Genomic DNA, 15,453 nt, shown 5'->3' with positions numbered 1-15,453 from the left:
ATCGGTTCGTCATTAACCTAAGTATTCAGTTGATTAGCCATCATCGCGTGCCGACTAGTTTATCAGTTTCAAAGTAAACCGTCGCCTTCAAAATGGCTTTTGTTCAGACTACTGACCATCTCGTTCAGATTATTGTTCAGCACTGCCCGCTGCCCACACCCAGCAGGCATCCGACCAATCTTAGCCCACTTGCCGCACTGGTTCATTTTCTTCAACATCCGCCACCTGGGCCGCCTGATGGACTTGGATACCGTGTTGGAAGACGTCTTTGTCATGCTGAATCACGCGAATATCTTCGATTGGGTTGGCCGTCATTGCAATAAAGTCCGCGAATTTGCCGGCCGCAATCGTCCCGTATTCGGCATCCACATGCATCGCCCGCGCGCAGTTGATCGTCGCTGTATCGATGGCTTGAGCCGGTGTCATCCCCGCTTTATCGACATAGAGCTGCATTTCATAAGCGGATTCATCCTCGAACCCGTTGTACGGCGTCCCGGCATCCGTCCCCATCGCAATTGGGATTCCCGCTGCAGCTGCCTTCGTGATACTTGCAAAGTGTTTCTTGATGTTCACGATAACTTTTTCGCGCGCCCAGGCTGGCACAGTCTTTTCATCATATTTATAAATGGCATACATCGCATTCATCGTCGGCACAATGACCGTGCCGTGTTTACGCATCATTTCAATGGTTTCATCATCAATATCAAAGGCATGTTCGACCGTATCGACGCCGGCTTGAACGGCTTCTTTGACGCCCGCATTACCTTGGGCATGGGCCGCGACTGTCTTACCTTTATGATGGGCTTCTTCGACCGCTGCCTGGACCTCTTCGAAGTTAAATTGAATGTCATCCGGCGTTTCACCATTGCGAAGCACGCCGCCCGTGACCATCATCTTGATATTGTCAACGCCCATCTTGAGCGCTTGTCGAACGCCGTGAATCACCGCGTCAACACCATCAACTTCATGACCGCCATCCGCACCGTGACCACCTGTGATCGAGAAGGCTTGCCCAGACGTCATTACGCGGGGTCCGGCAATCTTACCTTCGCGCTGCATTTTGGCAATGGCGACGTCAATATCATATTGAGCCCCCACATTGCGGATGTAGGTGACGCCATGATTGATCATATCCTGCATATTGCGAATGGCGTACATCGTATTGTATTCACGAGACGCTGGATGGCGGTCTTCTTGCCCATCATGCCACCAATACGTTGGAATACTGGTGATATGCGTATGCGCGTTCATGATCCCCGGCATCACGTACTTACCTTGCATGTCGGTCGTCTGTTCAGCAATCGTATCGGGTGTCCCGGTACCGATCGCGATGATTTTACCAGTTGTATCGTCAACGGTCATAAACTGATTGTCGATAAACGTTTGCTTTTCTGAACTGTAGATTGAGGCGTTGATATAGTTGGTTTTGGTCATAATAATGACTTCCTTTCATTTTGGCAGGTCGCGTTCCGTCCAATAACGGTAACGGACCATCGTTTTCATCACAACATTGTTGGTTCTTTAACTGACTGGCCACCACGCCTCACCACCTTTCAGGGTTATCTATTATTTCCAATAAGCATATTGAAGTTGACTGGCCGTTCCAGAAAACTCATCCCACTTCAATCCACCGACATCCTTGCTGACCAAGAACGCGGATGAGGCTTGATAAGTTGGAATGACCGCTGCTAGCTTCATCAACCGGCGATCGGCTTGTTTCTCATAGGCCCACCGCTGTGCCGCGGTGTATTTGGCCGTGTCGGAGACTTTCGCCATCAACGCATCATACTTGGCATCCTTCCACTGGGTGAAGTTGATGCTGTTAGAACTCTGCATGCCATCCAAGAAGTTCTGCGCGTCCGGGTAATCTGGGCCCCAGCCAACCGTGACTAGGTCGAAGTTCCCCGTGAAATCTCGTGAAACGTGGGTCGCGTGTGGCACCGCCACGATTTTGATCGTCACACCTTTCAAATACTTCTCAGCCACGCCCTGAACGTATTCCGCCAGCTTCTTCTCGGTATCCGTGTCATCACACAAGAAGTTCAACGTGACCTTCTGCTTGCCTAGCTCTTGTTGGGCCTTTTGCCAATATTGCTTGGCCTTCTTAATATTCGTTGGCGATAGATTGCCGACTTCCTTGACGAAATCTTCACCGGTCGTTGGATCACTCGCATAGTTTTTCGGGACGATGTTCGTTGCCGCTTGCGAGCCATCTTGTAACACATCCTTGGCCAACGTCTTCTGATTAACGACGAGGCTCAGGGCGTGCCGGAAATTCTCATTAGCCGTGACCGACTTCTTACTATTGAAGTAAATGTAATTATTCCGCCCAGTTTTGGTGACCGTCATCTCCTTATTGTTGGCATTATTCTTGACGTATTGTCCCGAAATATTTGTCACTTGCACGGTCCCAGCGTTAAATAGGTTCTGCGCGGTATTATCGTCCTTAGTCACCGTGACTTTGATGCGCTTGATTTTGACATTTTTGGCATTCCAGTAATACTTGTTCTTGACGTAATACCAACTATCATTGGATCCTTTCCAGCCCTTGATGACATAGGCCCCGTTCGCAACCGTTGTCGCAGAATTGCTACCGAGCTTGGACCCGTACTTATTGACGGCGGCCGTATTGAGTGGGTAAAAACTGGTGAACTCGTAATTCATATACGGCACGGGTTTGCTCAACTTAATTGAAAACGTGCGCTTGTTGATCGCCGTGACACCTAGCTTATTGACCGCCATCTTCCCTTTATTGACCGCATCGAAATTCTTGATGTAACTGATTGCATCTAGATTTTGTGACTTCGTTTTCGGATTAGCCTGCCGCCGTAATGCCGTGACAAAGTCTTGTGACGTGATCTTCGTGCCATTCTGCCAGCGCGCATTCTTTCGAATCGTAAACGTGTAGCGGGTCTTATTCTCAGTCGGCTTGACCTTCTTTTCAACGACCCCCGCGACGATCTTATTATTCGCATTTTTGCGATAAATACCTTCGCCGGTTTGTGTAATGACGGCACCACCATTGGTTTCAATCGACGTGGTTGGATCACTGGTCATTGGCTCCCCAGGAATCGTGATGCCCAACGTCTTATTCTGATTAGCCGCACTGGTCGTCTTTGAAGAATTAGAGACCGTTCCTAAGCAGCCGGTTAATAATAAGGCACTCACAACCCCAATAATGCTATATGTATACTTTGCCTGCATCCCTAATCCCTCCATATGTATGGTCTTAATCAGCTTAAACCGGCGTCCGATAAACACAAAAAGACGTCCCACTAAGCTATTGCTTAAAAGGACGTCTTCACGCGGTACCACCTCATTGCGAGTCAAGACAACTCGCCACTTACATACGGCCAAATGAATTGACGATATGTTGGTACGCTATCGGGTACAACCGGCAGCCGCTTCACACGACTGCTCACTAACTATCGACTTTGAGTGATCAGTGCAGGTCGCTTTGCAGCTGCCGCGACTCTCTGTGACTGACTGATAACCGACTCCTCGATGGCCGTTCGTTTAATCTAATTATTTTTTAATGTGATTCACATCTTAGCGGTGATTTTTGGATTTGTCAAATCTTTTTTCGAATTTTTTAAGTGCGCGCGCAAATGTGGTTAGCAGATTGCTATCGTATCAGGCCTATTCATGGATGGTTAAAAAAATGCACGTTCTTAAGACAGCTCGCATAGACCCACTGGAAACAGCGCAAATCGGCGTAAACCTACAGTGATAGATTCATTCTGCGCCAGCTTCCAGAAATTTCTGACGCTACCGGAACGCGACACAGATTTAAGCCGGACACCCACTTCTGAAGTGCTGGTCTTCCAATAGCCAAGCACACAACGCTCACTAAAGTAGAATTTCATTGCTGAGAATTGTCAGCGTTGAAGTGTCCCGTTCCAACGCTGTCAGGCAGCCTCGCAGTTCAGACTAGGATACATTTCCGGCTGACAAATACCCGGACGGCGAATTTTGACCGTTCAGTAAAAATAAACTCGAGGCACAAAAAAAGACCCACCACACGGCAGGTCCATTTGTATTTAACGTTTATGATTGCGAATCGCACGCTTTCTAGCTTTTTCCAAAGCCCGCTTGCGTTCTCGTTCTGCTTTTTGCTTCTCTTCCCGTTCGCGATTGATCTTGAATGGGTTTTGCAGGAGCAAGGTTTGTCCAACTTGGAATGCGTTGGAGATCACCCAGTACAAGGACAAGGCTGATGGCACGTTGATGGCCGTAATCAAGATAATCACGGGCATCAGGTACGTCATCGAAGTCGTCATCCCATTTTGCTCTGGTTGCGACTTCATCGCTAACCAGGAACTGGCGAACGTGAAGATCGCCGCCAGAATCGGCAAGACGTAGTACGGGTCCTTACTACCTAATTGAAGCCATAAGAACGAACCGGTCTTCAGGACTTGGGTCCGCCAGATTGCTTGGTACAATGCAATCAAGATTGGCAACTGAACTAGCAATGGCAACATGCTGGCCATTGGATGCACACCATGCTTGGCGTACAACTTCTTCATTTCCGCTTGGAGCTTTTGCTGAGTTTCCATGTCCCGTGATGAATATTGCTTTTGTAAAGCCTTCATCTGCGGTTGGACCTCTTGCATGGCTACCATGTTGCGGGTTTGGAAGATCATCAATGGTAAGATGATGACCCGGATGATCAACGTAAAGACGATGATCCCGAGACCATAACTATGACCGAACAAGTTTGATAACCAAATAATCGCCCGTGAGAAGTTCAAGATGATCAAGCCATCCCAAAATCCGGTACTCTTATCCGTGATGGGAGTATTGCTACACCCACTCAAAACTAGTACAAGTGCTAGTACGGCCAGCATTGCCAGTATTTTTCTGTACTTTTTCAAACGAATGTCCTCACTTTAATCATTGTCCAGCAGGTGCGCTAGCTTTAGCGCATGGCTTAGATAAGCTTTGGTTTCGGCTTGCGACTTACCGGCAACGGTTGGTCGGGCAATGACGAGGAAGTCCGCATCTTGCTTAAGCTGCGGCTTTAGCTCGGTGATTGATTGCCGAATCCGGCGTTTGACCCAGTTACGCGCAACGGCATTCCCAATCTTTTTACCGACTGAAATACCCACGCGGAAATGAGGTTGCCCCGGTTTTTCCAAAACGTAAATGACAAATTGACGATTGGCATACGAGTTGCGGGTCTCAAAAACTTGTTGGAACTCAGTTTCCTTTTTTACCCGATATGATTTTCGCATAATCCATCTCCATGTGTGCGCTCAAGCTCACCTGAGCGAATTGCTACACGACTTTACAGCCCTAAACACTCGGTCCAGGACTGTAAAGAAAAAGCCACTGATAATCAGTGGCCTATGCAGACAATACTTTTCTGCCTCGTTGGCGGCGACGGGCTAACACTTTGCGGCCATTACTGGTGCTCATCCGTTTGCGGAAGCCATGTACACGTTGACGATGGCGCTTCTTTGGTTGGTAAGTTCTCTTCATCATGACACCTCCTTCTCCATAATGACATGAATCAATTCGATTAAGTCGTTATTTTCAAAACGCAGTTTACATCCTAAATGCATTTCCTGACTACTATAGCATATTTTACTTTATTTGAAAACCAGTAAATTTAATTTTCGTTCACCTGATTGCTGGACTAACGACCGGTTAGTTGCGAATGACATTGTGGACGACCCAAGCACAACTTTCCGTTATTCGCAGGTTGCCCACAGACTTTTCGACAAAATCACGGGGTGTTATTTAGTTATCCACAGGACGTATTTATTGTGTGCATAACCATTTTAAAGGCTGCTATATCAAGGCTAGTTTTAAACTCGTTTTTGTGGATAACTGTTAATTTTACTCAAAACAGTTTATTTTTCGACAGCCTGTGGATTGCCAATCACCACCCTGTGAATTCTCTTAACTTTAACTTGTCCACCTGTGGAAAACTCGATATGTTCATGCTAAAATAGAATTACGTTTTTTAAGAAAAGGGGTATCCACGTGCTGGAACGTAATGACTTATGGAATCTCATTAAGTTCTCTATGGAACAAGATCTATCCAAGATCACGTTTCAAACGTTTGTCGAACCGGCAAAACCGCTCCAACTCGATAAGGCCCAGATGACGATCGAAGTCCCAACACAACTTCATCGTGATTACTGGGAGAAAAACTTGGCCGCAAAGTTCACGGACATTGCGATGCAAGCGACTAACGAGCAGATCCGGCCGGTGATGATAACGGAAGAAGAACGTCAGCAGCTTACGCGTGATAACGACGCGCAGGCGACTACCGGTAACGTTGCGGGACAACAACCAACAACCGCAACTACCCCCACATTTATGCGGGAAACGAAACTCAACCCGAAATATACATTTGATACTTTCGTCATCGGCAAGGGGAACCAAATGGCCCATGCCGCAGCGTTAGTTGTGTCGGAAGAGCCCGGGACAATGTATAATCCGTTGTTTTTCTACGGGGGCGTTGGTCTGGGCAAAACCCACCTAATGCACGCTATCGGTAACAAATTGTTAGAAACCGATCCGACTAGTAACATCAAATACGTCACTAGCGAATCCTTCACCAATGAATTGATCAATGCCATCCAAACGAAAAAACAGGAAGCGTTTCGGGAAGAATACCGCAACGTCGACCTGTTATTAGTCGATGATATTCAATTCTTTGCCAATAAGGAAGCAACGCAAGAAGAGTTCTTCCATACATTTAATGCTTTATATGAAGATGATAAGCAAATCGTGCTGACTTCAGACCGGTTGCCAAACGAAATTCCGCAACTGCAAGATCGGTTAGTGTCGCGATTCAAATGGGGCTTATCCGTTGATATTACACCTCCGGACCTCGAGACACGGATCGCCATTTTGCGGAATAAAGCTGATTTAGAAGGCATCGAGATTCCCGACGATACGCTCAGTTATATCGCCGGACAAATCGATTCCAATGTCCGTGAACTAGAAGGGGCACTGGCCCGCGTTCAAGCTTATTCGCGACTCAATAATTCGCCAATTACCACTAGTTTAGTGGCCGATGCGTTGAAGAGTTTGCACCTTAGCAGTAAACTATCAGAGGTCTCAATTCCCGTCATTCAGGAAAAGGTCGCCAAGTATTTCCACGTTTCAATGGCTGACCTTAAAGGGAAGAAACGCAACAAACAAATCGTGATTCCGCGCCAAATCGCCATGTATCTCTCACGCGAACTGACAGAAAGTTCACTCCCACGGATCGGGAACGAATTTGGTGGCAAGGATCATACGACCGTCATTCACGCCCATGACAAAATAACGAAGGCCCTCAAAACCGACCCCGAGTTACAAAAAGCCGTGGGTGATCTGACTGGTCAGCTTAAATCGTAGTGTGGATAAAAAAGAATAACGCAAAAAGTTTTCCACAACTTATGCACATGTGGAAAACTCAATAGCCGTTAGCTTTTACTTAGTTTTCCACAGTACCCACTGCTCTACTATTACTACGAACTTTTATTACTAATCTATATCTAGTGCCCGTCGCTAGAAAGAGGGGATGTAACTTATGAAATTCACGATCAATCGATCAGCGTTCATCAAAGAATTAAATAATGTCCAACGTGCAATTTCTTCAAAGACGACGATTCCAATTTTGACTGGCTTAAAATTAGACGTTAGTACCGATGCCATTACCTTAACTGGTAGTGACGCCGATATTTCAATCGAAACGACGATTCCAGCCAGTGATGACAACAATACGTTAGTCGTTGAAGATGCTGGTTCCATCGTATTACCTGCACGGTTCTTCAGTGAAATCGTTAAGAAATTACCAGAAGATACCATGACCGTTAACGTTACGGATGGTTTCCAGACCCAGATCACTTCTGGTGCAGCTTCCTTTACCATCAATGGTTTGGACCCTGAAAATTATCCGCACTTACCTGAAATCGACACGACGAATACCATTACGTTAGCCGGTGACGTGCTCAAAGAATTGATCGGACAAACCGTTATTGCCGTTTCTAATCAAGAAAGTCGGCCAATCTTGACCGGGGTTCATTTTATTTTGGCCAATGGTGAATTCCTAGCCGTCGCAACCGACTCACACCGGTTAAGTCAACGCCGCATCAAGTTACCGGAAGCCAATAATGCCAACTATGACGTGATTATCCCTGGGAAGAGTCTCACGGAATTATCCCGGATGATCGGCGATGATAACCCAGATGTTCAAATGCGCTTATCTGAAAATCAAGTGCTCTTCGTGCTTGGTAACACGGCGTTTTATTCCCGGTTACTGGAAGGCAATTATCCAGACACGTCCCGCTTGATTCCTAAAGAATCCAATACGACGGTCGAAATTTCAGCACCCGCATTATCGGCAGCTATCGAACGGGCATCCTTGCTCTCACACGAAAGCCGCAATAACGTGGTTCGTTTCTCCGTTAACCCAACGGACAAAACCATCACGATTTTTGGGAACTCACCAGATGTCGGTGAAGTAACGGAACAGTTGCAACCGACTGACTTAGCCGGGGATGAACTTGAAATTTCGTTCAACCCTGATTACATGAAAGAAGCTTTACGTTCATTCGGTCAAGCGATGATCAAGATTTCATTCACGATGGCATTACGCCCATTCACGTTGGTTCCAACTGAAGAAGGCGAAAACTTCATCCAACTGATCACGCCAGTTCGGACTTTCTAATTAGCTGAATAAATATACAATTACAAGTAAAAGGCGCCCAATCGCATGCAGATTGGGCGCCTTTTTAGCTGCAGTTAAAACTGCCAGAATGCTGGTACAGCCGCTAGTTTGTTGTGGTGTAACTTTTGAAGTTCTGAATCGTGCATATTCAAAAATAAGTGTTGGTGCTCGCTGATGACCGACGTGTCGTTAAGGCCCATATCAAGTGCTGATTGAAGAGACTGACTGATCAATTTCGGACGATTGCTGACTAATCCGAGAATCAACAGTTGCGTTTTCAGCTAATTTGTGTGCGAAAAAACAAGATATTTTATGAATATCCGCCATTTTTGCGAATTTCAGCAAATTTACCCCGGGGTTAGTATCCCGATATTTAAATGGCTTAAATCGGCTTAAAATGGCTCTGAGCGCGGTTGTAAATTGAATTTTCATTAAAAAACAAGTATAATATAACCTGTTAGGAGTGTGCGTCACACTTCAGACGATCGTTTAATAGCTTGTAATCAGATAGGCAGGTGACATTGTGAAACAGCCAATAGATATCAATACCCCATATATGACACTGGGGCAGCTCTTAAAAGAAACGGCCATCATTGGGTCAGGTGGTCAAGCTAAGTGGTTTTTAAAAGAAATGACCGTATTAGTGAATGGTGAACCAGATGATCGGCGGGGTCGGAAACTTTATCCAGGCGATACGATTGAAGTTGAAGACAACGGGTCATTTTTTATTCGCTCAAATCAAGAAACGACTGATTAGATGTACTTAGAAAATTTAGTCTTGCATGATTTTCGAAACTACGCGGATCTGACCATTGATTTTAGTTGGGGTGTCAATGTATTACTCGGTGAGAACGCCCAGGGCAAGACCAACCTGCTAGAGGCCATTTACGTGTTAGCGTTAACGCGTAGTCACCGAACTGCTAATGACAAAGAACTGATTCGTTGGCAGGCCACTACGGCGACGTTGCAAGGCCGGTTACATAAAAGTACCGGTACCGTCCCACTGGAGCTTGAGCTCGGTCGACGGGGCAAACGGGCCAAGGTGAACCACCTCGAACAGGCCAAGTTATCCCAATACGTGGGTAATTTGAACGTCATTGTATTTGCGCCCGAAGATTTATCAATCGTCAAAGGCGCGCCTTCAGTTCGGCGGCGCTTTATGGATATGGAATTTGGTCAGATGAGTCCGAAATACCTCTATAACTTGAGCCAGTACCGCACGATTTTAAAACAGCGTAATCAGTATTTACGGCAGTTGAATCGGCAACAAGCCAAGGATAAGGTCTATTTGGGCGTTTTATCAGACCAGTTAGCGGCATTTGGCGCGGAGATCATCCATAAACGACTGGAATTATTGCAACAACTCGAACAGTGGGCCCAGGCCGTTCACAGCGAAATCACGCAGCAGCAAGAACAACTGACCTTTCACTATGTCACACAAGTCCCAGATGCCGACCAGACATCGGTCGACCATATTTATCAAACGCTACAAGCTTTGTATGAGCAACAGCAAGCCAAAGAAATCTTTCAAGGCACGACCCTCTTAGGGCCCCACCGCGACGATTTGCAGTTTGGTGTCAATGGGAAAAATGTCCAAACGTATGGCTCCCAAGGCCAACAGCGGACGACCGCCTTGTCGGTTAAGCTTGCTGAAATTGATCTGATGAAAGCGGAGACTGGGGAATACCCAGTCCTATTATTAGACGATGTCTTATCAGAATTAGATGCTGCGCGGCAGACCCATCTGCTGACAGCGATACAAGATAAAGTGCAGACCTTTTTAACCACGCCGAGTCTCGACGGGGTGGCCCGCAAATTAATTAATGCGCCAAAAGTATTTGAAGTTAGTCACGGCACTTTACAAGAGGAGGAACCGCATTGACCGAAAACGAAAAAGAAACCAAACTTGAACAGGCTCGTGAATACGATGCCAGTCAGATTCAAGTTTTGGAAGGATTAGAAGCTGTCCGGAAACGTCCCGGAATGTATATCGGTACCACGAGTAGCCAAGGTCTCCATCATTTGGTCTGGGAAATCGTGGACAACGGGATCGATGAAGCGTTGGCAGGATTTGCAAACGTCATTCACGTGACCGTTGAAAAGGATAACAGTATCACGGTAACCGATAATGGGCGGGGGATTCCAGTCGATATCCAAGAAAAGACTGGTAAACCAGCCCTCGAAACGGTTTATACGATTCTGCATGCCGGTGGTAAGTTTGGCGGTGGCGGTTATAAAGTCTCCGGTGGTCTGCACGGGGTTGGGGCCTCAGTCGTTAACGCACTGTCCTCAAGCCTGGATGTTAAAGTTACCCGGAATGGCCATGTTTATTACATGGACTTTGAACGTGGGAAAGTGAAGACACCGATGAAGATTATCGGTGACGCACCGGACGATGCGCATGGAACGGCCGTTCATTTTGTGCCGGATCCAGATATTTTCCGTGAAACGACGACCTATGATATTAATATTTTAACGACGCGAATTCGTGAACTGGCTTTCTTGAACAAGGGCCTGCGTATCACGATTCGCGACAATCGACCAGACGAACCGACTGAAGACGACTTTCTCTATGAAGGTGGGATTCGGCACTACGTTGAATACCTCGATAAGAACAAGACGGTCTTGTTCCCAGAACCAATCTACGTGGAAGGGGAACAAAACGGTATCACTGTGGAAGTCGCACTCCAATATACGGATGACTACCACAGCAATCTGATGACGTTTACCAACAATATTCATACCTACGAAGGTGGGACCCATGAAGAAGGGTTCAAACGCGCCTTAACGCGGGTCATCAACGACTATGCGCGTAAGAATAACCTGTTGAAGGAAAACGACGCGAACCTATCTGGTGAAGACGTGCGTGAAGGAATGACGGCCGTTGTCAGTGTCAAGCACCCGGACCCACAATTTGAAGGTCAAACGAAGACCAAGTTGGGGAACTCCGATGCGCGGGCTGCAGTGGATCGCTTGTTCTCAGAACACTTCAGTAAGTACTTGATGGAAAACCCAAGTGTTGCGCGCAAAGTGGTTGATAAAGGGATGCTTGCTTCCAAGGCCCGGGTCGCTGCCAAGCGTGCGCGGGAAGTGACGCGGAAGAAGAGCGGACTTGAAATCAGTAATCTGCCCGGTAAATTAGCCGATAACACCAGTAAAGACCCTGAAATCAGTGAATTATTCATCGTCGAAGGGGATTCCGCCGGTGGGTCAGCTAAGCAGGGTCGCTCGCGGTTAACGCAAGCGATCCTACCAATCCGGGGGAAAATTTTAAACGTCGAAAAGGCCAGCATCGATAAGATTCTAGCTAACGAAGAAATTCGGTCACTATTTACAGCGATGGGCACTGGTTTCGGTGGTGACTTCGACTTGAGCAAGGCCAACTACCACAAGTTGATCATCATGACCGATGCCGATGTCGATGGTGCGCATATTCGGACGTTACTCTTAACGTTGTTCTACCGGTATATGCGGCCGTTAGTGGACGCTGGGTTCGTGTATATTGCCCAGCCACCGTTGTATCAAGTGCGCCAAGGTAAATTCGTGAAGTATATCGATTCCGATGAAGAATTGAGCGAGGTCTTGGGACAATTGGCCCCATCACCTAAGCCAGTTGTGCAACGGTACAAGGGGCTTGGTGAAATGGACGCGGAACAATTATGGGAAACGACCATGGATCCAGACAAGCGGCGGCTTTTGCGCGTTCGTGATGAAGATGCGGCCGATGCTGACGGCGTCTTCTCGATGTTAATGGGCGACCAAGTCAAACCGCGCCGGGAATTTATTGAAGATAATGCCAAGTTCGTCCAGGATCTGGATGTTTAGTGTGTCAGCTTAGTGGTTCAACGCTGAGTGGCTGGGAGACATTGGCATGGTTAGTTAATGACCTGGTCAATCCGTCAGTTCTGCTCAACCGATTAGGCGGTAGGACTGCCCAGTAGACATATTATTAAACGAGCTTTAATTGCGGCAAAATGGATGAAGGAGGACGAATATTTTGGCTGATTCAGATTTATCAAACAATCGCATTTCGGATGTGAACCTCTCCAAAACCATGCGGACGTCATTCTTAAGTTACGCCATGAGTGTTATCGTGGCGCGGGCGTTACCGGATGTGCGAGATGGATTAAAACCAGTGCACCGGCGGATCCTTTACGGGATGAGTGAACTGGGTGTGACGCCGGACAAACCTTATAAGAAATCGGCCCGGATCGTCGGGGACGTCATGGGGAAATATCATCCCCACGGTGACTCCGCAATTTACGAGTCAATGGTGCGGATGGCCCAAGACTTTAGTTATCGCTACATGCTAGTCGATGGTCACGGGAACTTTGGCTCCGTCGATGGTGATGGTGCCGCTGCCATGCGGTATACCGAAGCCCGGATGAGTAAAATCGCGGTTGAAATGCTGCGCGATATTAATAAAGACACGGTTGATTGGCAACCTAACTATGACGATACGGAACGGGAACCAGCAGTTTTACCTGCCCGTTTCCCTAACTTATTAGTCAACGGGGCGACCGGGATCGCCGTTGGGATGACGACCAACATTCCACCACATAACTTGGCTGAGGTTATTTCTGCCATTCACTTGTTGATGGATAATCCGGATGCAACGACTGCGGACTTGATGGAAGTCTTACCAGGACCAGATTTCCCAACTGGCGGGATCGTCATGGGTAAGTCTGGAATTCGGAAAGCTTACCAGACCGGACGCGGTAACATTATCGTGCGGGCCAAGGTCGATATTCAAGACCAGAAGAACGGCAAGCAACGGATCATCGTGACCGAATTACCTTACATGGTCAATAAGGCCAAGTTGATTGAACGAATCGCGGGCCTGGCTCGGGACAAGGAAATCGAAGGCATTACCGACATCAATGACGAAAGTGACCGTGAAGGGATGCGGATCGTGATTGATGTTCGTCGGGATGCCAGTGCCTCCGTCATCTTGAATAATTTATACAAGATGACGTTGATGCAGACGAACTTTGGTTTCAACATGTTGGCCATCGTCAAGGGTGCGCCAAAAGTCTTAAGTCTCAAGCAGATTTTGATCTATTACTTGGAACACCAAGAAGACGTTATTCGGCGGCGGACGGAATTCGACTTGAAGAAGGCCCAAGCACGGGCCCACATTCTAGAAGGGTTACGAATCGCGCTTGACCATATCGACGAAATCATTCGGATCATTCGTCAGTCTGAAACGAGTGAAATCGCTAAGAACCAATTGATGGATAACTTCGGTTTGTCAGACAAACAGGCCCAAGCCATCTTGGATATGCGGTTAGTTCGCCTGACCGGTTTGGAACGTGAAAAGATTGAGAGCGAGTATCAAGACTTACTGAAGTCGATCGCGGACTACAAAGAAATTCTAGGCAGCAAGGAACGCATCAACCAAATCATCTACGAAGAATTAATGGAAATTCAACGGAAATTTGGTGACAAGCGCCGGACTGAACTCATGGTCGGTGAAGTCTTAAGTATCGAAGACGAAGACTTGATCGAAGAAGAAGAAGTTGCCGTGACCTTGACGCACAATGGCTACATCAAACGCTTGCCAACGACTGAATTTAAGTCGCAACATCGTGGTGGCCGTGGGATTCAAGGGATGGACGTGCACGATGATGACTTTATCGAGCACCTCTTAACGACATCGACGCACGACGTCTTACTCTTCTTTACGAATGCTGGTAAGGTCTATCGGATGAAGGCCTACGAAATTCCTGAATACGGCCGGACCGCTAAGGGGATTCCAGTCATCAACCTATTGGGCGTTAATTCCGGTGAGAAGATTCAGGCGGTCGTTAACGTTACGGGCGATGCCAGTGCGTCAGACAACTACTTGTTCTTCACCACGGTCAACGGGGTCGTTAAACGGACACCAGTTCAAGAATTTGCCAATATCCGGAGTAACGGCTTAAAGGCGATTACGTTGAAAGATGACGACGAATTGATCGGCGTCACGATCACTGACGGTCACCAGAACGTGATCATCGGGACCCATGACGGTTATGCGGTCAGTTTCGATGAAACTACTGTACGTTCGATGGGTCGGACGGCTTCTGGGGTTCGTGGGATTCGCCTCCGCGACGATGACTTTGTCATTGGCTTTGACGTTTTGAAACCTGACAGCAACGTCTTTATCATCACTGAAAAAGGCTACGGGAAACAAACGCCAGCCGCTGATTACCCAATCAAGGGTCGTGGTGGTAAAGGAATCAAGACGGCGAACGTGACTGACAAGAACGGTCATTTAGCTGGCTTGACGACAGTTGACGGTCAAGAAGACATCATGGTCATGACCAACCAAGGTGTGATGATTCGTTTCAACATTGCGACGGTCTCACAAACTGGCCGGGCCACGTTAGGTGTTCGCTTGATTCGCTTAGACGATGACGGCAAAGTCGCCACGATGGCCAAGGTCGATCCAGAGCCTGAAGGTGACGAACCAACGGATGCTAACGCAACTGAAGGCGCTACTGATGACACAGCCGCAAGCGAGACTGCGTCAGTTGAAGAAACCCCAGCCGCTACGCCAAACGACGGCACGACTGGTTCAGACGGTTCAGATAATACGGATAGTTCAGACGATTCAGCTGAATAGTGAATTAATGATTTTAAAGCTTCGCGGCAGTGTTCGCGAAGCTTTTTTTGAACTTAAATCGGGAAAGCCCCAAGGTCAAAAGCCGCCAGCTTAGAACCGCTGGAAAAGGGGCGAGCTTTGCAGAGACCTGCTGTTGTAGGGACGTCCTACACTGGCTTCCAGGCAGGGATGGCAT

At 47.5% G+C, this 15,453-nt stretch carries 11 protein-coding genes; 6 read left to right on the top strand and 5 right to left on the bottom strand.

Features of this window, described 5'->3' with window-relative positions; all coding sequences use genetic code 11:
* Positions 1–180 precede the first annotated feature (180 nt).
* From KGF65_RS11645 to rpmH, 5 genes are all read right to left on the bottom strand, one after another.
* Positions 181–1,434: an amidohydrolase family protein gene (locus tag KGF65_RS11645; RefSeq protein WP_216748535.1), complete on the bottom strand. Its 1,254-nt coding sequence runs from the start codon at positions 1,432–1,434 to the stop codon at positions 181–183.
* Between the two features lie 132 nt (positions 1,435–1,566).
* Positions 1,567–3,204, bottom strand: coding sequence for a peptide ABC transporter substrate-binding protein (locus KGF65_RS11640; RefSeq protein ID WP_101874273.1), 1,638 nt, complete (start codon positions 3,202–3,204; stop codon positions 1,567–1,569).
* Between the two features lie 836 nt (positions 3,205–4,040).
* Entirely contained in the window at positions 4,041–4,874 is an 834-nt protein-coding gene (gene yidC, locus KGF65_RS11635) for a membrane protein insertase YidC (protein WP_082230195.1), read from the bottom strand.
* A gap of 15 nt (positions 4,875–4,889) precedes the next feature.
* Positions 4,890–5,234: a ribonuclease P protein component gene (gene rnpA / locus KGF65_RS11630; protein ID WP_003640224.1), complete on the bottom strand. Its 345-nt coding sequence runs from the start codon at positions 5,232–5,234 to the stop codon at positions 4,890–4,892.
* Between the two features lie 112 nt (positions 5,235–5,346).
* Positions 5,347–5,481 (bottom strand): 50S ribosomal protein L34, encoded by a 135-nt coding sequence (rpmH, locus tag KGF65_RS11625; protein ID WP_003640225.1) that lies wholly within the window; start codon positions 5,479–5,481, stop codon positions 5,347–5,349.
* Between the two features lie 507 nt (positions 5,482–5,988).
* Between rpmH and dnaA the strand changes: the two genes are divergently transcribed.
* The 6 genes from dnaA (at position 5,989) to gyrA (ending at position 15,278) form a co-directional block, all read left to right on the top strand.
* Positions 5,989–7,356, top strand: a complete 1,368-nt coding sequence (dnaA, locus tag KGF65_RS11620) for a chromosomal replication initiator protein DnaA (RefSeq protein ID WP_056952913.1) — start codon at positions 5,989–5,991, stop codon at positions 7,354–7,356.
* Between the two features lie 175 nt (positions 7,357–7,531).
* The gene (dnaN, locus tag KGF65_RS11615; RefSeq protein ID WP_003637266.1) at positions 7,532–8,671 is read left to right on the top strand and encodes a DNA polymerase III subunit beta; all 1,140 of its coding nucleotides are present in this window, start codon (positions 7,532–7,534) and stop codon (positions 8,669–8,671) included.
* 523 nt (positions 8,672–9,194) lie between these two features.
* Positions 9,195–9,428, top strand: coding sequence for a S4 domain-containing protein YaaA (gene yaaA, locus KGF65_RS11610; RefSeq protein ID WP_003637267.1), 234 nt, complete (start codon positions 9,195–9,197; stop codon positions 9,426–9,428).
* Positions 9,429–10,553, top strand: a complete 1,125-nt coding sequence (gene recF, locus KGF65_RS11605; RefSeq protein ID WP_216748534.1) for a DNA replication/repair protein RecF — start codon at positions 9,429–9,431, stop codon at positions 10,551–10,553.
* On the top strand, positions 10,550–12,496 hold the full coding sequence (gene gyrB, locus KGF65_RS11600; protein ID WP_101872559.1) for a DNA topoisomerase (ATP-hydrolyzing) subunit B: 1,947 nt from the start codon (positions 10,550–10,552) through the stop codon (positions 12,494–12,496). The genes recF and gyrB overlap by 4 nt, the downstream gene beginning before the upstream one ends.
* Before the next feature lie 172 nt (positions 12,497–12,668).
* Positions 12,669–15,278, top strand: a complete 2,610-nt coding sequence (gene gyrA, locus KGF65_RS11595) for a DNA gyrase subunit A (RefSeq protein WP_101872560.1) — start codon at positions 12,669–12,671, stop codon at positions 15,276–15,278.
* Positions 15,279–15,453: the final 175 nt, after the last annotated feature.

This window comes from Lactiplantibacillus sp. 30.2.29 (assembly GCF_018991255.1).
GTDB classification, from domain to species: domain Bacteria; phylum Bacillota; class Bacilli; order Lactobacillales; family Lactobacillaceae; genus Lactiplantibacillus; species Lactiplantibacillus pentosus.
The sequence above is the reverse complement of the archived record's forward strand: the minus strand, read 5'-3'. Positions and strand labels throughout refer to the sequence as shown.

Bases quoted from the DNA above. Each gene is read 5' to 3' on its own strand.
- KGF65_RS11645 (WP_216748535.1), bottom strand. From the start codon at position 1,434: ATGACCAAAACCAACTATATCAACGCCTCAATCTACAGTTCAGAAAAG.
- KGF65_RS11640 (WP_101874273.1), bottom strand. From the start codon at position 3,204: ATGCAGGCAAAGTATACATATAGCATTATTGGGGTTGTGAGTGCCTTA.
- rnpA (WP_003640224.1), bottom strand. From the start codon at position 5,234: ATGCGAAAATCATATCGGGTAAAAAAGGAAACTGAGTTCCAACAAGTT.
- rpmH (WP_003640225.1), bottom strand. From the start codon at position 5,481: ATGAAGAGAACTTACCAACCAAAGAAGCGCCATCGTCAACGTGTACAT.
- dnaN (WP_003637266.1), top strand. From the start codon at position 7,532: ATGAAATTCACGATCAATCGATCAGCGTTCATCAAAGAATTAAATAAT.
- recF (WP_216748534.1), top strand. From the start codon at position 9,429: ATGTACTTAGAAAATTTAGTCTTGCATGATTTTCGAAACTACGCGGAT.